At 62.2% G+C, this 23,622-nt stretch carries 20 protein-coding genes; 7 read left to right on the forward strand and 13 right to left on the reverse strand.

Annotated features, from left to right (window positions below):
* Window positions 1–27 precede the first annotated feature (27 nt).
* Window positions 28–579: a helix-turn-helix domain-containing protein gene (locus C1A13_RS05625; RefSeq protein ID WP_101549936.1), complete on the reverse strand. Its 552-nt coding sequence runs from the start codon at window positions 577–579 to the stop codon at window positions 28–30.
* Between the two features lie 120 nt (window positions 580–699).
* Here C1A13_RS05625 and C1A13_RS05630 point away from each other — a divergent pair, with 120 nt between their 5' ends.
* Window positions 700–1,278 carry a LysE family transporter gene (locus C1A13_RS05630; RefSeq protein WP_101549938.1) on the forward strand — a complete coding sequence of 193 codons (579 nt, stop codon included), beginning with the start codon at window positions 700–702 and terminating at the stop codon, window positions 1,276–1,278.
* A gap of 100 nt (window positions 1,279–1,378) precedes the next feature.
* On the opposite strand, the gene C1A13_RS05635 is transcribed toward C1A13_RS05630, so the two are convergent.
* The 9 genes from C1A13_RS05635 to C1A13_RS05675 form a co-directional block, all read right to left on the reverse strand.
* On the reverse strand, window positions 1,379–2,179 hold the full coding sequence (locus tag C1A13_RS05635) for a cyclase family protein (RefSeq protein ID WP_101549940.1): 801 nt from the start codon (window positions 2,177–2,179) through the stop codon (window positions 1,379–1,381).
* A gap of 92 nt (window positions 2,180–2,271) precedes the next feature.
* Entirely contained in the window at window positions 2,272–3,522 is a 1,251-nt protein-coding gene (locus tag C1A13_RS05640) for a DUF1116 domain-containing protein (RefSeq protein WP_101549942.1), read from the reverse strand.
* 48 nt (window positions 3,523–3,570) lie between these two features.
* Window positions 3,571–3,741 (reverse strand): fdrA domain protein, encoded by a 171-nt coding sequence (locus tag C1A13_RS05645; RefSeq protein ID WP_101549944.1) that lies wholly within the window; start codon window positions 3,739–3,741, stop codon window positions 3,571–3,573.
* Between the two features lie 13 nt (window positions 3,742–3,754).
* On the reverse strand, window positions 3,755–5,308 hold the full coding sequence (gene fdrA / locus C1A13_RS05650; protein ID WP_242970816.1) for an acyl-CoA synthetase FdrA: 1,554 nt from the start codon (window positions 5,306–5,308) through the stop codon (window positions 3,755–3,757).
* 19 nt (window positions 5,309–5,327) lie between these two features.
* Window positions 5,328–6,254, reverse strand: coding sequence for an oxamate carbamoyltransferase subunit AllH family protein (locus tag C1A13_RS05655; RefSeq protein ID WP_172439183.1), 927 nt, complete (start codon window positions 6,252–6,254; stop codon window positions 5,328–5,330).
* A complete protein-coding gene (locus C1A13_RS05660; protein ID WP_101549951.1) occupies window positions 6,235–7,902 on the reverse strand; it encodes a PucR family transcriptional regulator in 1,668 nt (555 codons plus the stop codon). The genes C1A13_RS05655 and C1A13_RS05660 overlap by 20 nt, the downstream gene beginning before the upstream one ends.
* 336 nt (window positions 7,903–8,238) lie before the next feature.
* On the reverse strand, window positions 8,239–9,759 hold the full coding sequence (locus tag C1A13_RS05665; RefSeq protein ID WP_101549953.1) for an acyl-CoA carboxylase subunit beta: 1,521 nt from the start codon (window positions 9,757–9,759) through the stop codon (window positions 8,239–8,241).
* Between the two features lie 74 nt (window positions 9,760–9,833).
* Window positions 9,834–11,345 (reverse strand): amidase family protein, encoded by a 1,512-nt coding sequence (locus C1A13_RS05670; RefSeq protein WP_101549955.1) that lies wholly within the window; start codon window positions 11,343–11,345, stop codon window positions 9,834–9,836.
* A gap of 5 nt (window positions 11,346–11,350) precedes the next feature.
* Window positions 11,351–12,556, reverse strand: a complete 1,206-nt coding sequence (locus tag C1A13_RS05675) for a CaiB/BaiF CoA transferase family protein (protein WP_101549957.1) — start codon at window positions 12,554–12,556, stop codon at window positions 11,351–11,353.
* Window positions 12,557–13,327: 771 nt separating this feature from the next.
* Between C1A13_RS05675 and C1A13_RS05680 the strand changes: the two genes are divergently transcribed.
* The 5 genes from C1A13_RS05680 to C1A13_RS05700 all read left to right on the forward strand — a co-directional run bounded on the left by C1A13_RS05680 (window position 13,328) and on the right by C1A13_RS05700 (window position 20,048).
* On the forward strand, window positions 13,328–14,164 hold the full coding sequence (locus C1A13_RS05680) for an FAD binding domain-containing protein (RefSeq protein ID WP_158595618.1): 837 nt from the start codon (window positions 13,328–13,330) through the stop codon (window positions 14,162–14,164).
* Between the two features lie 13 nt (window positions 14,165–14,177).
* Window positions 14,178–14,663: a (2Fe-2S)-binding protein gene (locus C1A13_RS05685; RefSeq protein ID WP_101549961.1), complete on the forward strand. Its 486-nt coding sequence runs from the start codon at window positions 14,178–14,180 to the stop codon at window positions 14,661–14,663.
* Window positions 14,660–16,975, forward strand: a complete 2,316-nt coding sequence (locus C1A13_RS05690; protein ID WP_101549964.1) for a xanthine dehydrogenase family protein molybdopterin-binding subunit — start codon at window positions 14,660–14,662, stop codon at window positions 16,973–16,975. Before C1A13_RS05685 ends, C1A13_RS05690 begins: the two co-directional genes overlap by 4 nt.
* 152 nt (window positions 16,976–17,127) lie before the next feature.
* A complete protein-coding gene (locus C1A13_RS05695; RefSeq protein ID WP_101549966.1) occupies window positions 17,128–18,459 on the forward strand; it encodes a uracil-xanthine permease family protein in 1,332 nt (443 codons plus the stop codon).
* A gap of 263 nt (window positions 18,460–18,722) precedes the next feature.
* Window positions 18,723–20,048: an MATE family efflux transporter gene (locus C1A13_RS05700; RefSeq protein ID WP_172439184.1), complete on the forward strand. Its 1,326-nt coding sequence runs from the start codon at window positions 18,723–18,725 to the stop codon at window positions 20,046–20,048.
* 46 nt (window positions 20,049–20,094) lie between these two features.
* Here C1A13_RS05700 and C1A13_RS05705 read toward each other — a convergent pair whose 3' ends face one another.
* The 3 genes from C1A13_RS05705 to C1A13_RS05715 form a co-directional block, all read right to left on the reverse strand.
* Window positions 20,095–20,556 carry a hypothetical protein gene (locus C1A13_RS05705; RefSeq protein WP_101549968.1) on the reverse strand — a complete coding sequence of 154 codons (462 nt, stop codon included), beginning with the start codon at window positions 20,554–20,556 and terminating at the stop codon, window positions 20,095–20,097.
* A gap of 15 nt (window positions 20,557–20,571) precedes the next feature.
* Complete coding sequence (locus tag C1A13_RS05710; RefSeq protein WP_101549970.1) at window positions 20,572–21,012, reverse strand: cell wall hydrolase; 441 nt, start codon at window positions 21,010–21,012, stop codon at window positions 20,572–20,574.
* A gap of 94 nt (window positions 21,013–21,106) precedes the next feature.
* Entirely contained in the window at window positions 21,107–22,603 is a 1,497-nt protein-coding gene (locus C1A13_RS05715; protein ID WP_101549972.1) for an oligosaccharide flippase family protein, read from the reverse strand.
* Window positions 22,604–22,740: 137 nt separating this feature from the next.
* Between C1A13_RS05715 and C1A13_RS05720 the strand changes: the two genes are divergently transcribed.
* Window positions 22,741–23,577: a class B sortase gene (locus C1A13_RS05720; protein ID WP_101549974.1), complete on the forward strand. Its 837-nt coding sequence runs from the start codon at window positions 22,741–22,743 to the stop codon at window positions 23,575–23,577.
* Window positions 23,578–23,622 lie beyond the last annotated feature (45 nt).

Here is a 23,622-nt window from a genome sequence, read left to right on the forward strand (position 1 = left end):
GGGACCCATTTATGGGTCCCGCCTTTGTTATCTTCCGTAAAAGATGACCATGCTCAACTCCACGGTTTCGGTTCCGGCGTTGCGGTAGCCGTGGGGACGGTCCGCGGCGAAGCGGATGGAGTCCCCGGGGCCGAGCGGGTAGTCCGTGCCGTCGACCGAAACGGCCGCATCCCCGGAAAAGACGGTGATGCTCTCCTCGGTGCCGGGCAGGTGGGGAGCCGCCTCAAGATGTCCGCCCGGTTCGATTTCGATGCGATAGAGCTCGAAGGGATGCGTTTCGTCGAAGGGGAAAACGGGGTAGTTGCGGTAGTTGCCCGCGTCCTCCAGAAGCGGGGAGGCCTCCGCCGCGCGCACGACGGAGGTGCCCCCCTCCGCGCGCTCGAGCAGGGCGGAGAAGGAAATTTTCAGGCCGTTCGCGATCTTCCACAGGACCGAGATGGTGGGGTTGACATCCCCGCGCTCGATCTGCCCGAGCATGCTTTTTGAGACGCCGGTGAGCTGCGCGGCGGCGTCCAGACTCAGCTTCCGGTCGTCCCGGAGCCGCCTGAGGTTGCAGGCGACGGTTTCTTTTACATCCATGGCGTCCTCCCAGTCCGAACTTGACAATATAATGCACATGATATACAATATAGTGCATATCATATCCTGCACAAAAAGATGACTATATTATACATCTGTTTGCCGAGGAGGTCAACCGCCATGTTCCATCCTGCGTCGTTTCTGGCCTATATCTTCGTCACCGCCTTTACGCCCGGCCCCAACACGATCCTGTCGATGTCCAACGCGGGACGGCTCGGCTTTCGCCGCAGCTTCCCCTTCAATCTAGGAATCTGGGCGGGATTTTCGGTGCTGATGCTGCTCTGTGGGGTGTTCTGCGGCGCGCTCTACACCTTTCTCCCGCGGATCAGGCCGTTCATGCTGGTGCTCGGCGCGGCCTACATGCTCTGGCTCGCGTGGCGGACGCTGTGCAGCTCCTCCCGCCTCGAGGAAAGGAAGGGGGGCGCGGGCTTCCTGGACGGTATGCTGCTGCAGTTCGTGAACGTGAAGGTGATCATCTACGGCGTCACCTCCCTGTCCGCCTATGTCCTCCCTTATTTCCGCCAGCCGCTTGTCGTGGCCGGCTTTGCACTCCTGCTGGCCTTTGTCGGCTTCCTTGGGACGGTTTGCTGGGCGCTCTTCGGCAGCCTCTTCCACCGCCTTTTCTCTGAACATGCCCGCGTGGTCAACCTCGTGATGGCGCTCCTGCTCGTCTGCTGCGCGGTGTCCCTCTTTCTCTGAGCATCTGCGGGGGAAACGAAAAATAGCTGCGGCCGCCCCGCGTAAGCGGGGCGGCCGCAGCCGTGAGGAAGACACGAACCGTAATTTACGGAGAGATCAATCAGACATCGTCGAAGCCGGTGAAGGCAACGATACGGCTGATGCAGCTCTCGCCCTCGGTGAACTTCCAGGGGAAGCAGCCGATGACGCAGCGCTTGTTGCTCAGCTCGTCGATCTGGCCGCCCAGGCACTCGGCGTGGATCGCCTCGTAGGGCTGGCAGAAGAGCTGGATGTGCATGGCCTGGTAGTTCTTCGGCCACTCGTAGATCTCGTTGAGGTGTTTGCCATAGCGCTCCATGAAGATCTTGTCGCAGGCCTCGGCCTCCATAGGCTCCCAGTCACGGATCTTGGTGTTCATCGGATGGTCGGCGGAACCGCAGTCGACGCCGATCCACTTGATTTCCATGTCGCGGACCCACTGGATGAAGTCCATCGACGGGCCGGGGTGACGCAGCATGTAGCGCTTCTCATCCGCGGTCGGCTGATCGAAGCCGTATTTGTGGTAGCCGGTGTTGATGATCAGGATATCGCCCTTGTGGACGTCGGCGCGGTCGGTGATGTCCTTCGGGGTGTAGATGCCGAAATCCTGCGCCATATCGGACAAGTCGACCACGACGCCGGGGGCGCACAGCTTGGTCAGCTCGAGGGACGCGATGTCGCGGCCGGCGGTATCAAAATGCAGGGGGCCGTCGAGATGGGTGCCGACATGGTTGGAATGGGTCACCAGCTGGCCGTTCGCACCGTTCGGCGCCAGGCGTTTGAAGAATTTCATCTGCATGGGCTCATAGGTCGGCCACGGCGGGGTGAGGATACCAATCGGGATGCTCAGGTCATAGATTTTCACGTCGCTCCACTTGCTCATAAAATTGCCTCCTTAAGATTGAATTGTATGTAGGTATACAAACGACTGTTTTCAGGTCCCCATGGGGACAGGATACGGGAGAGGGGAAGGAATTATTCCATCCACTCGCCGCACGCCTCAAGCGCATCCTCGAAGCACTTCATCGGCGGGCTGACGATACCGGCGCCGACCTGGCCGACGCCCATGTCCTTGTGGGCGATACCGGTGTTGATGATCGGGCGGATGCCGGTCTCGATGACCTTGCGGATGTCGATGCCGGTGGCGCTGCCGCGGAAGTTGAGGGCCGGGATCTGGTAGGTGTTGCCCTCGCCCTCGGTGATCTCATACATCTGGGTGGAGTACTTGATGGAATCGGCCACGGTGCCGCCGACGAACTGGACGATCGCGGGGGCCGCCGCCATGCAGAAGCCGCCGATGCCGGTGGTCTCGGTGATGCAGCTGTCGCCGACGTCCGGGTTGGCGTCCGCCTGGGTGTAGCCGGGGAAGTAGAGGCCGTCGATGATCTCCGCGGGAGCGGTGAACCAGCGGTTGCCGAAGCCGGAGACGCGGATGCCGAATTCCGTTCCGTTGCGGGCCATCGTGTAGACGATGGTGCAGTAGGGGATGTTGCCCACGGGGTCCATGGTGGATTTGCAGGCGGGCATCGTGAGGTTCAGGAAGGTGTGGTCGTTGGAGTTGAGGAACTCGAGAACCTTGACGATCTTCTCCAGCGGGAAGTGGGTCTGCGCGATCGCGGGAGCGAGCTCACGGATCAGCAGGGAGGTGCCGGCCTTATTGCGGTTGTGGCCCTCGTCGCCCATCTGCAGGACCTGCGCGATCATCGTCTTGAGGTTGATCTCGCCGTGGATGGCGATGGCTTCCTTGACGATCGGGTAGAACTCGTTCTGGATCCATTTCAGGCGGTCGATGACCTCGTCGCCGAAGGCGCCGAAGCGGAGAACCTTGCCGAGGCCCTCGTTCACGGTGCAGTACGCGTAGTTGCCGGAGGTCTTGTTGACGACCTTCCAGACAGGCATCGAATAGGTCACGATACCGGCCATCGGGCCGACCGCGTTGTGGTGGTGGCAGGAGTCAAAGGTGATCTCGCCCGAGGCGGCCAGCTTTTCGGCCTCCTCCTTGTTGGCGGCGAGGCCCTCGTAGATGAGGCCGCCGATGACGGCGCCGCGGACCGGGCCGCACATTTTATCCCAGGTGACCGGCGGGCCGGCGTGAAGGATGGTCTTCTTGGTCATACCGGGGATGTCCTCTCCGGCAGTGCCCATCCCGACGAGCGTCGGCTGCGCGCCGAGGATGCGTTTTAACGCCTCCGCGTTGGCTTGGTTGATCTTTTCGCCCAACGTCATTGTAAATTCCTCCTGTTATCTGAAATTTGTGAATGGAACCGCGAAGATTTATTTGAGCATTCCGAGCAGGGACGCCATCTTCTTGTTTCCGCCGGCGACCGGCTTCCAGTCGACGTGGATCGCTTCCTGCTTCTGGGTCTTGAGGTCCTCGTAGAAGGACTCGATGCCAAGGTTGACGATGTGCAGCTTTTTATTGAAGAGTTCGTTGAGTTTGCTCATGTTCCTGACCCCCTTACTTGATGTTCGAGATGATCCGCTCAACAAGGCGGGTCGCCTGCGAGTTGGTGGGCATCACGACCGCGCCCGCGTCGCGCAGCTGCTGCTGCGTCTTGGAGAGGGACTGCGGGTCCTCCTCGGTGCCGCAGACGGAGGTGATGACGCTCAGGTAGCGGCCGTCCTTCTCGGCGTTCGCCTTGGCGGTGCGGATGGCGTCGGCAAGGTCCTCGGCCGGGTTGGGATGGGAGCCGTAGCCGATGACGCAGTCCGCGAGGATGACGGCGACCGTCGGGTCGAGCGACTCCTTGACCACGCGCTCGGCGCGCAGGGACGGGTCGATCATCGGATGCGGGCGGCCGCGGGTGAAGTCGTCGTCGCCGTAGTCGAGGCAGGTGTTCTCGACGCCCACGTTGACGTCCTCGAGCTTGAATTCGGGCTTCAGCGGGATGTTGGAATAGACGCCGCCGAACGCCTTGGTGAGCATCTTCATCGCCTCGTCGCAGAGGGTGCCGCCGGTGTAGAGGCCGCGGACGTACTTCTGCGTGGGAGCGAACTTGGCGGTCTCCGCCTTGACGATCGCGTCGATCTCGGCGTCGGGGGCCGAGAAGCCGGTGAAGTCGACGACCGGCTCGCCCTTGGAGAGGGCGACCGCCTTGCGGGCCGCGTCCTCGAGGGAGAGGGCGGGGATGAGGCCGTATTTTTTGACCTGCTCGGGATCGCCGCCGACGAAGCAGACGACGACCGGCTTGCCGGAAGCGGCGGCCTGCTTGAGAATCTTATCCGCGATCTCCTCGGCCGGAGGCTTGGAGGTCAGCGCGATGACCTTGGTCTTGGGGTCCTGGATGAGGGCGTCGAGCGCGAAGGTCATCATGAGACCGCCGATCTCGATCTTGAGGTCGCGGCCGCCGGTGCCGATGACCTGCGAGACGCCGCCGCCGAACTGGCCGATCAGCGAGGAGAGCTCCTGGGTGCCGGTGCCGGAGGCGCCGACGATGCCGATGTCGCCCGGGCGGATGACGTTCGCGAAGGCGAGCGGGACGTTGTTGATGATCGCGGTGCCGCAGTCGGGGCCCATCATGAGCAGCTCCTTGGAGACGGCTTTCTCCTTGAGGCGCTTCTCCTCCTCGATCGTGACGTTGTCGCTGAAGAGCATGACGTTGATGTCGTGGTCGAGGCACTCGTCCGCGACGCCGGCGGCATACTTGCCGGGGACGGAGATGATCGCCAGGTTGAGCTGGTCATCCATCTTGATGGCGGAGGAGAGGGTCGGCGGATAGTAGTTGGCGCTGCTGTTCTCCTTCTTTTTGGTCAGCAGTTCGTCGACCTTCGCAAGGGCGGCGGCCATGACGTCGTCGTTTTCGCACCTGATGGCGACGAAGAAGTCGTTGGCGGTGATCGTCTCGAACTCGGGCGTCACAAGGCCGAGGTTGTGGGCGATGTCCCGGTTGAGGTCGGTGCCCATGCCGACGAGGGCCTCCTCGACGCCGTCGAGTTTCTTGAGGTCCTTGGAGATGAGCATGAGGGTTACCGAGTCGTAATAGGTATTCTGCTTGATATCCAGCTTAACCAATGCCGATTCCTCCAATATGTTAGATTTTTGCGCCGAAATAGATACCGCTGAGGATGTCCGTCCCGGACGTTTCCCCAAAGGTTATGACTCTGGAAGCAGCGCTTTCGAGCGACTGCGTGGGTCCGTTTGAAAAGAGCTGCCCGACCGTGTCGAGCACGTCCGCGGAGAGCAGGCCCTGCGATGAGCGGATGAGGAAGCTGCCGCTGATGACGTTGGTTTTGACGCGCGCGGCGCAGCCCATGCGCTGGGTGATGTCCATCGTGCGGAGCACGCGGCCCCGCGCGCCGCCCCGGGCGAGCATCGCCGCCATCATCCCGCACAGAAAGTCGTCGGAGGAGGGGGTGAGGCCCGGCCCGCAGCCGGCCATCGCGCCGGCCGCCGCGGAGATTTCCACGATCTGCCCCGTGTGCAGCGCGTCGAAGAGGCGCCGGACGCGGGGAAGCAGAAAAGCGGTGTAGTGGTTGTGGGGGAAGCGCTCCGCATAATCCGCGGAAGACCCCTCCTCCAGGTGGAAGACGAGCGGCGCCATGCCCTCCGGCTTGCCCTCCTCGCCGATGACCCCCGCGAGGCGTTCGAGCCTGTCGGACAGGTCGGGCGGGACGATCAGCTCCTTGCGTTCGAGCACCGAAAGGTCGGTGTCCAGGGCGTTCGTCAGATCCACGTGCAGCATCCCGGCGGACGCCTCCCCCGGCAGGAGCATCGCGCTCATATCGGGCCGCAGCCCGAGGGCGGGGAAGGGGATGTCGGTGTCGATGCGCACCGAAAAGGGATAGAGCGGGCGGCATTTGGGAAGCAGCGTCACGAGCCCGAGGGGGGTGACAAGGTTGACCGCCCGGTCAAAAACGGAGTGAACGGTTGCGGGACAGCCCCCGGCGGGGATCGATCTGCGCAGGCTGTGGCAGACCTCCAGTGCCGGGACCGCGCCTTCATCTGTCTCTCTGCACATCATAAATCTTCAGCGCGATCTGCAGATTGAGAAGCTGGTCGGCGTTGTCGAAGCTCACGCCGGCAAGTTCCTTGATCCGCTGGATGCGGTAGGCGACGGTGTTGTAGTGGACGCCCAGCTCCTCCGCGAGTTTTTTGAGGTTGCCCCCGCACTTGAAGTAGGTCTGGAGCGTCCGCACGAGCTCGGAGTCGTGGTCGCGGTCGTAGTCGACGAGGACCTTGAGGGTCTCGGTGTAGAAGGACTGCAGCTCGTTCTGGAGGGTGTCGCAGGAGAGGAAGCGGTAGACACCCATATCCTCGAAATAGTGGACCCGCACCCCGCCCACCGAACCGCACCCGGCGGCACGCTTGGCTTCGGAGCAGCTTTTCCACAGGTCCGCGGTGTCGGGGTAGGCCCTGCCGATCCCGATGCTGATGAACTCGAGCAGCCCGTCATCCGCGAGCGCCTTGCCGAAGACCTCCATGAACTGGGAGACCTCCTGCTTGCAGAGCGCGGGAGAACGGGAGCTCTGCTCAAAGACGAGCACGATGTTGTCGCACTTGTTGACGAAGAGCAGCTTGTAGGAGGCGCTGCGCGACAGGCGGCGCAGGACGCGCACGATGTTGTTGTTCATCTTGTAGAGCGCGCCGTTGGAAAGGGAGAGGGAGTTGTGCGAATTAATCACCTGGACCACCGCCACCTGGTGGATGGCCTCGATGTCGAAATCGAAGTATTCGGCGTTGGCCAGCGCCTTGCGCTGGCTGAGCTCGTCGTTGACGAGCAGGTCGTCGAGGAAGGAGACCTTGTGGTTGTTCTCCATCTCGAAGAGGGAGATCTTTTTGAGCATCTCCAGCGCGATCAGCGAGGTGGAGGCTTCGATGACGGCCAGGTCCACGCTGGTGACCTCGCGGTTGTCCTCCCACATGAAGATGTAGCCGTAGAGCTTCTTGTCGCTGTAGATGGGGACGGTGATCTTGCTGCACTCCCGCCCGTCCACCTTGCACAGCTCCCGCCAGCTCAGGGCGTTGTCGCTGCCGTGCCGCTCGCCGGAATTGTCCCGCACGCAGTTTTCCATCTGGCGGTAGATCGCGTCGCGGCGGCTGTAGGTGGCGGAGATGACGTAGGAGGAGAAGAACTCGTTGTAGATGGCGACGCTGTTGCCGTAGCGGTTGTGCAGCGTCTGGGTGATCGCCTGAAGGTTCCCGCCGCTGAGCATCGTCGCGGTGAGCGACTTCTGCAGGTCGTAGATGTCCATGAGCACCTGCGCCTGGTTGTTGACGATGGTGGTCAGCACGGGGGTGATGATCTTGGAGAAGGAAACCTCCGGCGGGATCTCAAAGATGGGGAAGGAGAGCGCGTTGGCGGCGTTGATGACCGCCTGCGGGGTTTCGCGAATATACCGCTTGGGCTTGATGCCCAGCCCCACGACGCCGCGGCTGTTGAGGGCGGGGACCAGCTCGACGAGCTTTTCCACATCGTCCTTGATCGAATAGGCGGTGGTGACGATCAGCTCCCCGCCGCTCACCCAGTCGATGATGTCGGGCACCTCCATGACGTTCATCGAGGTGACGACGCGGTCGAGGCCGCCCCTGCCCGCGATCAGCTTGGCGCCCTGGAGAACCTCCATCTCGAGCACCGACCTGACAGAAATGCCGTATGTTTTATCCATGGGGGAACCTCCTAACGGACCGGCTTACCCTGTCATTACTTTCATCATACTATTAAAAAAAGCGAAGTCAACATTTGTTGTGTAAAATATACAATGTAGAAAAATTCGCTTTGTTTTGATCGACTTTGACATAGGAGTTTTTCAATATAAATGGCCCAAAAAATTGTGAAAATAGCCAAAGAAGTCGGAAAAATAAACGAATTGTTAAAGAAATGCCAATTTTTAGAGCGCAAAACGCTGTGGAACTTTTACAACCTCACAAAACCTTCTCAGGAGGGGCCGCCGTCCCGCCCGCCTGACGGGCGGGACAGCGGCACAGGGGGAGGGACACGCAAATCAGAGCGGAATGTTGCCGTGCTTCTTCTCGGGGATCGACTGTTCCTTGCCGCGCAGCATCTCGAACGCCGCGACGATCTTCTGGCGGCTCTCGGCGGGGTGGATGACGTCGTCGACAAAGGCGTGCTCGGCCGCCTTGTAGGGGGTGGCGAACTCGGCCTTGTACTGCTCGATCGACTGGGCGCGCTGCTCGGGGCCCTCCTTGCGGAAGATGATGTTGGCCGCGCCCTCGGGGCCCATGACGGCGATCTCCGCGTCAGGCCACGCGAAGGAGACGTCCGCGCCGAGCTCCCGGCAGCACATCGCGAGGTAGGCGCCGCCGTAGGCCTTCCTCAGGATGAGGGTGACCTTGGGCACGGTGGCCTCGCTGTAGGCGTAGAGCATCTTGGCGCCGTGGCGGATGATGCCGCCGTACTCCTGGTGGGTGCCGGGCAGGAAGCCGGGCACGTCGACGATGGTGAGCAGCGGCAGGCCGAACGCGTCGCAGGTGCGGATGAACCGCGCGGCCTTGTCGGAGGCGTTGATGTCGAGGCAGCCCGCGCCGACCTTCGGCTGGTTGGCGATGATGCCGACCGCCTGCTTGTTGATGTGCGCGAAGCAGGTGATCATGTTGGTTGCGTAGAGCGGCTGGTAGTCCATGTAGTCGCCCCGGTCGACGATGCCGCGGATCACGTCGTACATGTTGTAGGCGCGGTTGGCGTTGTCGGGCAGGATGGTGGCCAGCTCGGGCACGAGGCGGTAGGGATCGTCGCCGAAGTCGATCTCAGGGGCCTTTGCCTTCCAGTTGGAGGGCAGGAAGGAGAGCAGGCGCTTGATCTGCGCGATGCAGTCCTGGTCGTTCTGGGTCATGAAGTGGGCGACGCCGCTCTTCTTGTTGTGGGTGGTCGCGCCGCCGAGGTCCTCGCCGGTGACGACCTCGCCGGTGACCGTCTTGATGACGTCGGGGCCGGTGATGAACATCTTGCTGGTCTTGTCGACCATGAAGATGAAGTCGGTGAGCGCGGGGGAGTAGACCGCGCCGCCGGCGCAGGGCCCCATGATCGCGGTGATCTGGGGGACGACGCCCGAGGCGGCGGTGTTGCGGAAGAAGATCTTGCCGTAGCCGGAGAGGCCGTCGATGCCCTCCTGGATGCGCGCGCCGCCCGAGTCGTTCATGCCGACGACGGGCGCGCCGACCTTGCGGGCGGCCTCGAGCACGTGGCAGATCTTGTTGGCCTGCATCTCGCCGAGCGAGCCGCCCATGATCGTGAAGTCCTGCGCGTAGGCGAAGACGACGCGGCCGTCGACCTTGCCGTAGCCGCAGACGACGCCGTCGGTCGGCTGGTGCTTCTGGGGCATGTCGAAGTAGGTGCAGCGGTGGGTGACAAAGGTGTCCATCTCGACGAAGGTGCCCGGGTCAAAGAGCAGCCCGAGCCGCTCGCGGGCGGTCAGCTTTCCGCCGGCGTGCTGCTTTTCGATCGCCTTGGCGTTGCCCTGGTAGATCGCTGTTTTGCGGGCAACAAGGTCTTCGATCTTATTCATTTTGGTTCCATCCCTTCATAGTCTGGTACCGGCGCGGCGGCCGGGAGTTTCGCCGGGAAGCCCGGCGGGGGCCGTCACGCGAGCGGCGGCGTGGAAAGGGGCGGGCGGCGCAGGTGGCTGTGCTGCTCGAACCCATAGGCGATCGAAATGAGCTGCGGCTCCGCGAAGGGGCGCCCGAGAATCTCCATGCCGACCGGCACGCCGATGGGGGCGTCGTCCGAGGGGGTGGAGAAGCCGGCGGGCACGACGACTGCGGGATAGCCGGTCACCGAGCCGATGACGCCGTTGCGCTCCTGCTGGCTGCCGCCCGTCTTGCAGACGAGCTGCTGCTGGTGCGGGTAGACGATCGCGTCGATCGCGTATTCGTCCATGATCGCGAGCACCTGCTTCTGGAGCTCGGCGCGCTTTTTGAGGCGCTCGTTGTAGGCGGGGGTTCCCACGTCGTAGCCCATCGCCTCGTCGAGGTTGCTCTTGAGGCCGGGGTGGTACTTGCCGCTGGCGAGCACGTCGGCCAGCGAGTGGATGGGGGCCGCGTCGCCGAAGCCCTCGAGGTACTGGCCGAGGTGGGTCTTGAGGTCGTGAATATGTACGCTGACGTTCTTGACGAGGTAGCCCGAGTCGATCTTTTCGGAGATGTCGACAAGCTCCGCGCCGGCGTCCCGCATAATCTGAAGGCTCTTTTCCATGCAGGCGTTGACCTCGCGGTGCAGGTCGTCGTCGGGGCCGAAGAAGCTGCGCAGCACGCCGATGCGCCTGCCGCGCAGGCCCTCGTCGTCGAGGTAATCGAGGTAGCTCGCCGGGATCTTGCCGAGGCAGGCCTCGGTGACGGGGTCCTTCGGGTCGCTGCCGGCGATCACGTCGAGCACGGCGGCGGCGTCCGCCACGGTGCGCGCGAGCGGGCCCGCGGTGTCCTGCGTCAGCGAATAGGGAACGATGCCGTCCCGGCTCACCAGCCCGATGGTGGGGCGGATGCCCACGAGGGAGCAGGCGGAGGAGGGGGAGCGGATCGAGTTGATCGTGTCGGTGCCGATGCCGACGATGCCGTAGTTGGCCGCCAGCCCCGCGCCCGTGCCGCCCGACGAGCCGCCGGGAGTGCGGGTGTGGTCGTAGGGGTTGTAGCTCTGGCCGAGGATCGAGCTGATCGTTTCGCCCCAGACGGCGAACTCATGCAGGTTCGTCTTGGCGATGATGACCGCCCCCGCCTCGCGGAGCTTTTTGGTGATATAGGCGTCCTTGTGGGTCTCGAACCCCTCGAGGGAGAGGGAGCCCGCGGTGGTCGGCATGTCGAAGGTTTCGCAGTTGTCCTTGAGCAGGACGGGGATGCCGTGGAGCGGGCCGGTCAGCCCGTCGGCCTGGAACCGCTCGTCGAGGCGGTCGGCCTCCTCGAGCGCGTGGGGGTTCACGAGGATGACCGCGTTGAGCTCGGGGCCCTTTTTGTCGTAGGCCTCGATGCGGGCGAGGCAGCCCTCGATGAGCCGGCGGCAGGTGAGGCGCCCGTCGAGCATCGCCTCATGGACGGAGGCGACGGTCGCCTCCTCGAGCACGAAGGGTTTCCCGTTGTGGTTCTCGCATCTCTCGTCGGTCATGGCGCTCACTCCTTCTTCGGCAGCGTGTCGATGTAGGCCTTGATGTCGTCCTCCGAATAGCCGAGGATGTCGCGCAGGACCTCGACGTTGTGTTCGCCGACCTGCGGGGCGGGCTCGCTGGGGAGCTCATCCTCGGGCGGGACGGTGCTCAGCTTGACCGGGTTGCCCGCGACCTTGACCTTGCCCATGTGGGTCTGCTCGACTTCGACGAGCATGTTGCGGTAGTTGATCTGCGGGTCCTCGAACAGCCGGTCGATCGAGTTGATCGGGCCGCAGGGGATGCCGTTGTCGACGAAGATCTTGAGCCACTCGTCGGTGGTTTTGTCCTTGATCCGCTCCTGCATCAGGTCGCTGAGCTCCTGCATATGCTTGTTGCGCTCGGGGTTGGTGGAGAACTTGGGATCGTTGATGAGCTCCTGGCGGCCGGTGACCTCGCAGAACTTGGCGAAGAGCTTGTTGTTGCCGGCGGCGACGATGACCCAGCTGTCCTTGGTGCGGTAGGCCTCGAAGGGGGTGATGGACGGGTGCTTGAGTCCGAGCGGCCGCGCGACCTGGCCGGTCGCGGAGTACTTGGCGATGGCGTTCTCGAGAATGGCGACCTGGCAGTCGAGCATCGAGATGTCGACAAGCTGGCCCTCGCCGGTCTTTTCGCGCTCATAGAGGGCGGCCAGCGCGCCGTAGGCGCCCATCATGCCGGCGATGATGTCGCCGATCGAGGTGCCGACGCGCACGGGGTTTCCGTTCGGCTCGCCGGTGATGCTCATGACGCCGCCCATCGCCTGGACGATCATATCGTAGGCCGGCCTGCCGGAATAGGGCCCGGTCTGGCCGAAGCCGGAGATTGCAACATAGACGCAGCGGGGATTGATCTTCTTGACGTCCTCATAGCCGAAGCCCATCTTGTCGAGCGCGCCGGGCTTAAAGTTCTGAACGAACACGTCCACGTTCTTGACCAGGTCGGTCAGCACCTTTTTGCCCTCGGGGGTCTTGGCGTTGACTTCGAGGCTCTTCTTGCCGCGGTTGATGCTCAGGAAGTAGATGCTCTGCCCTTCCACGTAGGGGCCGTAGGCGCGGGCGTCGTCGCCCGAACCGGGCATCTCGCAGTGGATGACCTCGGCGCCGAGGTTGCGCAGCATCATGCCGCAGTAGGGGCCCGCGAGGACCTTGGTCATATCCAGCACCTTGATGCCGCTCAGTGGTTTGGTTGTCATAGTGTGATTCCTCCCGTTTCATATAATGTATACAATCTTCCACGGCCGGCCGCCGTTTGCCGCGCCGGCCCTATGAGAAAGCCGGCCCCGCCGGCGGTTTTTGAGACGAAATCAATTACCTGTTGTAATAACTCCATATCATGTGCTATACTTACAGCAATAAATCCATGGGAATCTTGTGGATTCTTCCCAAAATGCCGCGCATCCGTCCCATCCGCCCCGCAGGGTCACGAAAAGAGGACGGGAAGGAGCCTTCCGCTGCCGGCCGGACGATTTTGCATGGTAAAGAAGGAAATTCTTTCTTTTCGATGTGACCGCGGCCGTTTTCAAGGGGAAATCTAGTTTGTAGGTTATCTACATTATAGTGGATAATCCCCAACTTGTAAACTGGAGGAAATGCCTTTTGATCACAGAAAATGTTGATAATATTTATGCATTTCGCCCAATATTACAAAAAACGCAATTTTTTTCGGGCAAACTGCATTGTGATTTTTTCAGCATATCGGGGATTTTTTAATAGGTGCGTAAACAAACATGGCCTTCAAAAATCATAAGTATGACCAAGCCAAATATGCGATTCCCAAAAAACCTGACGGTCCGCCATAAAATGTTGTGAAGTTTTTATAAATCGATATGATCGAAAATGCCTAAATTCTCTTGCGAAATCTATTCATTACAGAAAATTTGGAAAAAATCGATTGATATGATTTGCCCATCTCAGTATAATAAGGTTAGTGGTAGTGACATTATGCCTAAAAAGGAGTGCTTATCGTGAAACAATTTAATTATTTAGCACCAAAATCCTTGCCCGAAGCACTTGCATTCCTGGCGGAGCACGGGGACTCCGCCGTGGTTTTTAACGGCGGCACCGACGTCGTCGTGCGGCTTCGCGACAACCTGATCGCCCCTGAGTACGTGATCGACATCAAGAAGATCCCCGGCCTGGACACGATCACGTTCGACGAAAAGACCGGCCTCACCATCGGCGCCTGCGTCACGATGAACGAGATCGGCGCCAACGAGTTCGTCCAGAAGTACTATCCCTACCTCGGCAAGGCGGCGCTGTCGGTCGGCTCCAAGCAGGTGCGCAACCGCGCGACCTGCATCGGCAACATCGTCAACGCCTCCCCGCTGGCCGATACCGGCACCCCGCTGCTCGCCAACGACGCTGTGATCCTGGCCGAGGGCCCGGAGGGCAAGCGGGAGATCCCCATCCGTGAATTCTTCATCTTCGTGCGCAAGACCGCGCTGAAAAAGGATGAGATCGTCACCGCCATCCGGGTGCCCTACCATGCGGGCTCGGAGGGCGTGTACACCAAGATCTCCCGCCGCCGCGAGGTCGACCTCTCCACCGTCTGCGCCACCGTGGTGCGGGACGGGGACGACTGGCGCATCGCGTTCGGCTCCGTCGCGCCCACCCCTCTGCGGCTCGTCAAGACCGAGGAGCTGCTCCGCGGCAAAAAGCTGGACGGCGCGCTGATCGAGCAGGCGGCCGAGCTGGCCAAGACCGAGGTCGCGCCGATCGACGACGTGCGCGCCTCCAAGGAGTACCGCGTCACCATCGTGGGGCTGATCGTCAAGAGAAGCCTCGAAGCCCTGGCGAAATAAGGAGGGGATACATATGAAATACCAGGTCAATTTCTTCGTCAACGAGGAGCCGGTCGAGCTCTACGTCGACGCCAATAAAACGATGCTCACCGTCCTGCGCGAGGAGCTCGACCTCACGGGCGCCAAGGAAGGCTGCGGCGCCGGCGAGTGCGGCGCGTGCACCGTCATCATGGACGGCAAGCCGGTCAACGCCTGCCTCGTGCTGGCGCCCGAGCTGGACGGCAAACACATCACCACCGTCGAGGGGCTGGCCGACCGCAAGGGCAACCTCTCCCCGCTGCAGGAAGCGTTCATCAAGCATGCCGCGCTCCAGTGCGGCTTCTGCACGCCGGGCTTCCTGATGACCGCCACGGCGCTCCTGAAGGAGAATCCGCACCCGACCCGCGACGAGATCAAGGCGGGCATCAGCGGCAACCTCTGCCGCTGCACCGGCTACAAACGGATCATCGAGGCCATCGAGGACGTTGCGGCACATACGGAAGGAGGCGAGCGCAAATGAGGACAGTCGGAACAACGATCGACAGGGTTGACGGCGTCAAAAAGGTCACCGGCCAGGCGAAATACGTGGACGACATCAGGATGTCCCGGATGCTCTACGCCCAGGTGAAGCGCAGCCCCTACGCGCACGCGAAAATCCTGAGCATCGACACGTCGGAGGCGGAGAAGCTGCCGGGCGTGAAGAGCGTCATCACGGGCGACTATTATAAGAAACGCGGCGGCCTCTACCTCGAGGACAAAAACTTCCTCGCGGTGGGCACCGCGAAATACCGCGGCGAAGCCGTCGCGGCGGTGGCGGCTGAGACGCTGGACATCGCGAAGGCGGCGGTCGAGCTGATCAAGGTGGAGTACGAGGAGCTGCCGGCGGTCACCAACCCGGTCGAGGGCATGAAGCCGGACGCGCCGCTCATCCATCCCGACCTGGGCACCTACAAGGTCGCCCCGATCTTCCACCCGGTGCCGGGCACCAACATCTCCCACCACTACAAACTCCGCAAGGGTGACGTCGACAAGGGCTTTGCCGAGGCGGATTACGTCGCGGAGCACACCTTCTATATCCCGCACGTCCAGCACGTGCCCATCGAGCCGCACGTGGCCGTCGCGCAGTACGAGGCGGACGGAAAGCTCACCGTGTGGGCGAGCTGCCAGTCCCCCTTCGCGGTGCGCCAGGCGCTGGCGACCTCCTTCGACATCCCGCTCAACAAGGTGCGGGTCATCTCCCCGTATGTCGGCGGCGGCTTCGGCTCCAAGGCGGGCACCACCCTCGAAGGCATCGTCATCCCGCTCTCGATGCTCAACTGCGGGCGCCCGGTCAAGATGACCTACACCCGTGAGGAGGAGTTCGAGGACGCGTATGTCCGCCAGGGCGTCTATGCGACCCTCAAGACCGGCGTGCGCAAGTCGGACGGCAAGATCCTCGCCCAGAAGATCGAGTATGTCTGGGACGGCGGCGCTTACACCGAGTACGGCGTCAACATCGTCAAGGCGGCTGGCATCGCCTGCCCCGGCCCCTACGACATCGACAACATCTGGTGCGACAGCTACTGCGTCTACACCAACCATCCGGTCGGCGGCCCGTACAGGGGCTTCGGCATGTGTGAGATCCACTTCGCCATCGAGCAGAACCTCGATATGATCGCGCACGAGATCGGCATGTCGGAGGTCGACATCCGCCGGGTCAACGGACTGCGGGCGGGCGGCGCCACCGCGACCGGCCAGATCCTCGAGGACTGCGGCTATCAGGACTGCCTCGAGACGGTTGTCAAGGAACTCGAGTACGACAAGCCCTGCGAGCAGGTCGCGCCCAACCTCATCCGTGCCAAGGGCATCGCGGGCGGCTGGAAATCGCCGTCTCAGCCCACTGACGTGGCCTCGGCCGCGATCATCCGCATGAACGAGGACGGCACCTTTATGCTCATGACGAGCGGCCAGGACATCGGCCAGGGCTCCGACACGGTGCTCACCCAGATCGCCGCCGAGGTGCTCGACATCGATCCGAGCAAGATCACCATCCGCACCGGCGACACCGACCACACCCCTTACGAGTGGCAGACGGTCGCGAGCCGCACCACCTACTGCGCGGGCAACGCGGTCAAACTGGCCGCCGAGGACGCGAAGAACGAGATCCTCGAGTTGGCGCAGATCAAGTTCGGATGCAGCAAGCGCGACCTCGAGCTCAAGGACGGCTATGTGGTGCATAAGATCCACAAGGATAAAAAGGTCCCGTTGAGCACCTTCGCGCTCGGGCTCACCCTGCCCGACGCGTCGGGCATCCACGGCCCGCTGATCGGCAAGGGCTCCTTCGTGGTCCCGAACAACGTGGGCTACGACCAGGAGACCGGCCAGAGCCCCAAGCCGGTGGCCTTCTGGACGGTCGGCGTCAACGGCGCCGAGGTCGAGGTCAACACCGACACGGGCGAGATCCGCGTGCTCAAGATGATCTCCTGCTTCGACCCCGGAAAGGTCATCAACCCGGCGCTCTACGACGCGCAGGTGGAGGGCGCGATGGTGCAGGCCCTGGGCACGGCGCTCTTTGAGGAGCTGATGCTCAAGGACGGGCGGATTCTCAACCGCAACTTCGTCGACTACAAGATCCCGACCGCGGACGACATGCCCGAACTGACGGTGCGCGTCGCGGAGCACGAGGAGCCGACGGGCCCGTACGGAGCGCGCGGCATCGGCGAGCCGGTCATGGTACCGGGCGCGCCGGCGATCGCCAACGCGGTGGCCAACGCGATCGGGTGCCGGTTCTTCCGGATGCCGATCAGGGCCGACGACGTGCTCAAGGCGCTCAAGGAGAAGAAAGCCCAGTAGGCTTAAAGAAAATAAGGACCGGGCGGCCGCGGCCATGCGGCCCGGCCGCCCGGAGGTGTGTTTTTGGACAGCATGGCGGTATAAAGGGCCCCGGCCCTGAAATACATAGAGAAATGGAGACAAGGCTAATACTATGTTGAGGAGGTAAGTCAATGGCCAATACCAATCGAGGAATCTATAATGCCCCGCAGGAACTCGGCTGGCCGAAAACGGTTGTTTTGGGCTTGCAGCACGTCTTTGCGATGTTTGGCGCAACGGTTATCGTCCCGATCATCACAGGATTGAACGTACAGGTAACGCTCTTCTGCGCCGGTATCGGCACGCTGCTTTTCCACTTTATCACCAAGCGGAAAGCGCCTGTGTTCCTGGGCTCTTCCTTCGCGTTCCTCGGCGGTTTCGCGGCTGTCAAGGCACTGCCGCTGACCAATTCCGCCGGCGTTGCGCTGACGGAGGCTGAAAAGCTCCCGTACGCCTGCGGCGGTATCGTCTGCGCCGGTCTGGTCTATGTTATTCTGGCGGCGCTGATCCGCGCGTGCGGCATCAAGCGGATCATGCACTTCTTCCCGCCGGTCGTTACCGGCCCGATCATCATCCTCATCGGCCTGATCCTCGCTCCGAACGCGATCAACGACGCGAGCGGCAACTGGCTGCTGGCAGTCGTCGCGATCATCGTGATCCTTGTGGCAAACGTCTTTGGCCGCGGCATGGTCAAAATCATCCCGATCCTGCTTGGTATCATCGCTTCCTATCTTGTGGCGCTGGTCACCGGGCATGTTGACTTCTCCGCCTTGGCGGCGGCGAACTTTGTCGGTATCGCGCCGTTCACCCTTGCGAAGTTTGACGTAAGCGCCATTCTGATCATGGTCCCGATCTCGCTGGCCTCCATGATGGAGCATGTCGGCGACATCGCGGCGGTCAGCGCGACCTGCGAGCGCAACTTCCTGGCGAACCCCGGCCTGCACCGCACCCTCATCGGCGACGGTCTTGCCACGAGCCTTGCCGGCCTCATCGGCGGCCCGGCGAACACCACCTACAGTGAGAACACCGGCGTTCTGGCGCTGACCAAGGTCTACGACCCGATCGTCATGGAAATCGCCGCCGTTGTGGCGATCCTGCTCTCCTTCATCCCGAAGTTCGGTGAGTTCGTCCATACCATCCCGACTGCGACGATCGGCGGCGTTTCCTTCATCCTCTACGGCATGATCTCCGCCATCGGCGTACGCAACCTGGTTGAGAACCAGGTCGACCTGACCGAGTCCCGCAACGTTCTGATTGCGGCGATCATCCTCGTCAGCGGCCTCGGCTTCAACAACATCGGCGGCATCTCCTTCCAGATCGGCGGGGCGGGCTTCACGCTCAGCGGCCTTGCGATCGCGGCAATCCTCGGTATCCTGCTGAATGCGATTCTTCCCGGAAACGACTATATCTTTAACGAGGAAGAATACGAGACCGTGGCTACCAAGGATCTGAATGCGGACCTCTAAAAACCATCAGAAGTCTGTGAGATTTTGCTCCATTTCTCTGCAAACTTACAGAAATCGGGGTTGGGCGGCTCTTTCCGGCGACGGAAAGGGCCGCCCTTCCTTTTGCTGGAAGGCGGCGCGGGCGCCCCACCGGGATTTCACACAGATTTTACATTGCGGCACGGTCCGCTCCCCGGCAAACTGCCAAAATGTAAAAATTGGCTTGCAATTTTTATGCACAAGGTGCAGAATGATTGCAGATTATGAGAAGGTGCGGTTTGCTGATGTTTACGAGAAGAGATTTGGTGCGGCTGATCATCCCGCTGATCATCGAGCAGGTGCTCGCGGCGACGGTCGGCATCGCGGATACCTTCATGGTGTCGAGCGTGGGGGAGGCGGCGGTCTCGGGCGTCTCGCTGGTCGATTCGATCAACCTGCTGCTGCTCAACGTCTTCGCGGCGCTCTCGACGGGCGGGTCGATCGTGGCGTCCCAGTATCTCGGGCGGGAGGACCAGCCCAGCGCGAACGCGGCGGCCAAGCAGCTTTTGACCGTGACGACGCTCGTCTCCTTCGGGCTGGTCGCCGTCTGCATGCCGGGCAGCAAATTCATCCTGCACGCCCTCTTCGGCAGCGCGGACGCCGCGGTCATGGGGAACGCCGAGGTGTATTTCCTGCTTTCGGCGCTCTCCTATCCCTTCATGGCGGTCTATAACGCCTGCGCCGCGCTCTTCCGCGCGCAGGGAAACTCAAAGATCTCGATGATGGCGGCGCTCGTCATGAACATCGTCAACATCTCCTTCAACGCGCTCTTCATTTACGGGCTGCGGCTGGGCGCGGCGGGCGCGGCGCTCGGCTCGCTGATCGCGCGCGGAGTGTCGGCGGCGTTCCTGCTGGCGGTGCTCTGCCACCACAATAACCGCATCTACCTCGACGAACTCAAAAAGCTCGAGTGGCACCCGGCGATGATCAAAAGCATCCTGCGCATCGGGGTGCCCAACGGGCTGGAGAACAGCATGTTCCACATCGGCAAGCTGATGGTGGCGGGGCTGATTACGACCTTCGGAACGGTGGCGATCGCGGCGAACGCGGTGGGCAACAGCGTCATGACGATGTCCCAGATGCCGGGTGCGGCGGTCAGCCTGGCGATGGTGACGGTCGTGGGGCAGTGCGTGGGCGCGGGGGAGTTCCCACAGGCCAAAAAATACATGCTGGGGCTGGTCGGCGCGGCGCACGGGATGAACCTGCTGCTCAACCTGATCCTGATTTTTGCGCTGCACCCGATCATCGAGCTGTTCGGGCTTTCGGCGGCGACGGCGGAGGCGGCCTGGCAGATCTGCCTCGTTTGCGCGCTCGGCAACATCCTCTTCTGGCCGATGTCCTTCGCCCTGCCGAACGGCCTGCGCGCCGCCAACGACGTGAAGTACACGATGATCACGTCGGTCGTATCGATGTGGGTGTTCCGGGTGATCTTCAGCTATATCCTCGGCCGCTATCTCGGGCTGGGGCTGCTCGGGGTGTGGGTCGCGATGATCATCGACTGGGTCTTCCGCGCGGCCATGTTTATGGCCCGCCTGCTGCGCGGCAGATGGATGAACCGCCAGCTGATCTGAACACGTAAAAAGCGTGCGGCGAAAGCCGCACGCTTTTTTTGCTGGTTTACCGGCTCATGCGGGGATAGCCCCTGCCGCCCATGCCGGGGCCGGGGAATCCGCCGCCCGGGGCGCCCGAACCGCCGGGGACGGGATTGGTCATGGTGCCGGGGACCGCCTGCGGGGGCAGGTAGCGCTGTCCGGCCGCGCCGGGCAGGTCCTGCCGCGGCCTGAGACGGGTGTCGACAAAGGTGACGAACTTGAGGGAGTAGAGGTCGCAGACGGTATACTGCTCCTCGCTCGGCTGGTAAAGGGTGATGTAGTTGATACCGCCCGAATAGAGGTAGCCCTCCTTGCGTTCCAGGCTGTTGGTGCCGATCAGGAATTCGCAGATCACATAGGCGCCGAGGTTCGCCTGCAGGATGGAGGAAAAGGAGCCGAGAAAAACCTCCTCGTTATTCTGCGGGTTCTCCTCCGCCTGCTGGCTTTCGAATGGCCCGAAGTTCAGGTTGTTGTCGCCGTTTGCCATATGATACCCCTCTTTCTATGTTTCGTAATAAGCGTCGGTGGGATTGTAAAAACAGTGGTCGCCGATCCGCGTGACCAGATAGCCGATGCTGCTGGGGAAATTCTGCCGGCAGCTGGCGGAGAAGGGGTTGAAAAACCAGAGCGCCTGCCCCAGGTCCATCAGGCGGTTGCCGGCGATCGCCCAATCGGCAATGTCGTAGTGGATCTGTTCGGGCCGCATGTTGTAGACGTTCTGGGCGTTGTAGGAGCCCCGTTCGGTCTCGGACATGCAGACGAACTGCCCCGTCTGGTAGAGGATTTTGCGGATGCTGCCCTGCCCGATGCGCTTGTATTCCCCGCCCGGCGCGTTCACGCGGTTCATCACGACGCTGGCCACCGCCTTCATCCCGGTGTCCCCCTCTCCGCCCGCCTCGCACTGGATCAGCCGGGCAAACAGTTCCCGGTCCGTCAGCGGCATGGAAAGCCCTCCTTCCGTTTTCACATTTCACTGCGGGCGAAAAGCCCGCCCGGTATCATGGATATGACGGGCTTGCCTGTCCCTATGCGCGATTTTACACGCGGCGCGGGTCGCAGCCCGCCAGGTGCAGGAGGAGGAGATAACACCCGGCGGAAACCAGGGCAAGCAGGAGTGCGAACCCGATGGGGGAGCCGGGCAGCGGCAGCCCCGCGCGGGAGAGGATGCGCGCGGCGAGCACCGAGATGGCGGCGCAGAGCAGGGGCTTCACGACCCGCTCGGTGATGTCGACCTCGAACTTTGCGACACGGATGAGTCTCCCGAGGCTGAGGGAGAAGTTGAAGACCTCGCTCAAAACGATGACGAGGATATAGCCCTTGATGCCGAGGACGGGCAGCAGCAGGTAGACGAGCACCATGCTGATGGCGGCGTCGGCGACGTTGTAGCGCATGACCGAGAGCTGTTCGTCCATCCCCTTGAGCATACAGTCGACGGCGGTGTCGAGGTACATGACGGGGATGACGGGCGCGAGCAGGCGGATGTAGACGCCCACGTCGGGGTTCTGCGACACCGCCGCGCCGATTTCATGGGAGAAGGCGAAGAGCACGCCGCACACCCCGATCGAGCAGCACAGGTTAAGGGCGAACATCCGCTGGATGAGGTGGGAGATGCTCTGCCCGCGGCTGTGGCGCTGGGCGATCTCGGGGACGATGAGGCTGGAAAAGGAGTTGAGGAAGGCGGCGGGGAAGAGGATGACCGGCAGGGCGATGCCGTGCACCGCGCCGAAGACGGCGAAGGAGGCGCCCGCCGCGAGCCCGCCCGCCTGAAGCCGGACGGGGACGAGCAGGTTTTTGACGGTGGCGAGCCCCGAGCGCAGGTAGGAGCTCATCGCCATGGGCAGCGCGATGCCGAACAGCCGTCCGGTCAGGCGGTTTTTGGGCGCGCCCTTCCGGCGGAAGCCCCGGCTGTCCCCGAGGTAGAGGACCAGAGAACTCACGAAGGAGAGCCCCTCGGCGATCACGCCCGAGCCGGTGATGGCGAGGCAGGCGTATTCAAGGCCGGGCGGCATCAGGAAGGTGAGGCCGACGATCGAGAGGCTGATCTTCAAAAACTGCTCGAAGATCTGCGAGGCGGCGGATTTGGCCACCCGTCCGACGGCGGTAAAGTAACCGTTCAGCGCGCAGGACATCGCGATGAAGGGCATCGAGAGCGCCATGGTCTTGAGGGGACGGACGGTCTGGACGCTGCCGAGGCAGGTCTCCCCGATGAAGGGCGCGGCGAAAAAGAGGAAGAGGGATGCCGCGCCGCCAAAGAGCAGCGCGTAGCCGAAGCAGCGGCGCATCGCGCCCTTGACGTTGCCGTTGGGGCTGGCGGCCTCCTCCGCGACGAGCCGCGTCGACGCGAGGTTGATGCCCGACGCCGCGAAGGTGACGGTGAAGGAATAGACCGACATGATGAGCTGGAAGACGCCCATCCCCTCCGCGCCGATCTTACCGGAGATATAGAGGTTGAACCAGACGCCCACGGCGTTCATGAGCAGCGAGGTCGCGGTCATGATCATGGCGTTGAGGAAAAAACGCTGTATTTTTTTCATAGTTTCACCACGGACTTGTTTGATAATAAGGTATATGAAAAAACCGCGGCAAAAAGCCCAACCCAACCTTTCCCTTTTTAGAACGCCCTTTTTTTGCACAAACTAGCGGTATCAACTGCGAGAAAAGGAGCGTTCCCATGAAAACTACCATGCGATGGACCGCCCTGCTGCTTACGGCCGCGCTGCTCGTCTCCTGCGCGGGCTGCAAAAAATCCGGCGGCCAGGGCACGACCCAGGACGGCGAATACGACCAGTCGGGGAACTACCGCCCGGCGCTTCCGAACGTCTCCGCAGAGCTGGCGGACGCGGTCAGGCAGAATTCCGACGTGGTCGGCTGGCTCACCCTGCCCAACACCACGATCAACGAGGCGGTCGTGCAGACGACCAACAATGACTATTACCTGCGGCGGGACGTCAAAAAGAACTATGCCTACGAGGGCTGCTACTATATGGACTACGAGAGCGTGATGTTCGACAACGGCGCGGACCTGGCGCAGAACACGATCATCTACGGCCACAACCTCGGCAGTCCGATGGGGGTGAAGGACGACCCCGAGGGCGCCAAATTCGCGCAGCTTTTGAAGCTCGAGGACATCGAGCTCGCTAAAAAGACCCCCTATGTCTACCTGACCACCGAGGGCGCGGCCCACGTCTTTGAAATCTTCGCGGTCTTTTACTGCGAGGCGGAGACCTCGCCCGTGCCCTACCACATGGCCGAGTATTCCGACGAGCGTTTCAATGCCCTCATCGGCGACGTGAAGGCGCGGTCGGAATATGCCTACGACGTCGAGGTGACGCCGGAGGACCGGATCCTCTCCCTTTCGACCTGCAGCTACAAATACGGCACCTATACCCAGAACCCCGACCAGCGCTTCGTCGTGATGGGACGGCTTGTGCGGGAGGGGGAGGGTTACCACGAGACGGCGAATCTCGTCAAGAATGAAAATCCCAAGCTCCCCGCCTTTGTGAAGTAGCGGGCGCGTAAAAAAGCCGCCTCCCGGAAGGCCCGGGAGGCGGCT

Origin of the sequence: Anaerotruncus massiliensis (ex Togo et al. 2026) (assembly GCF_900199635.1) — a bacterium.
Classification (GTDB): domain Bacteria; phylum Bacillota; class Clostridia; order Oscillospirales; family Ruminococcaceae; genus Anaerotruncus; species Anaerotruncus massiliensis.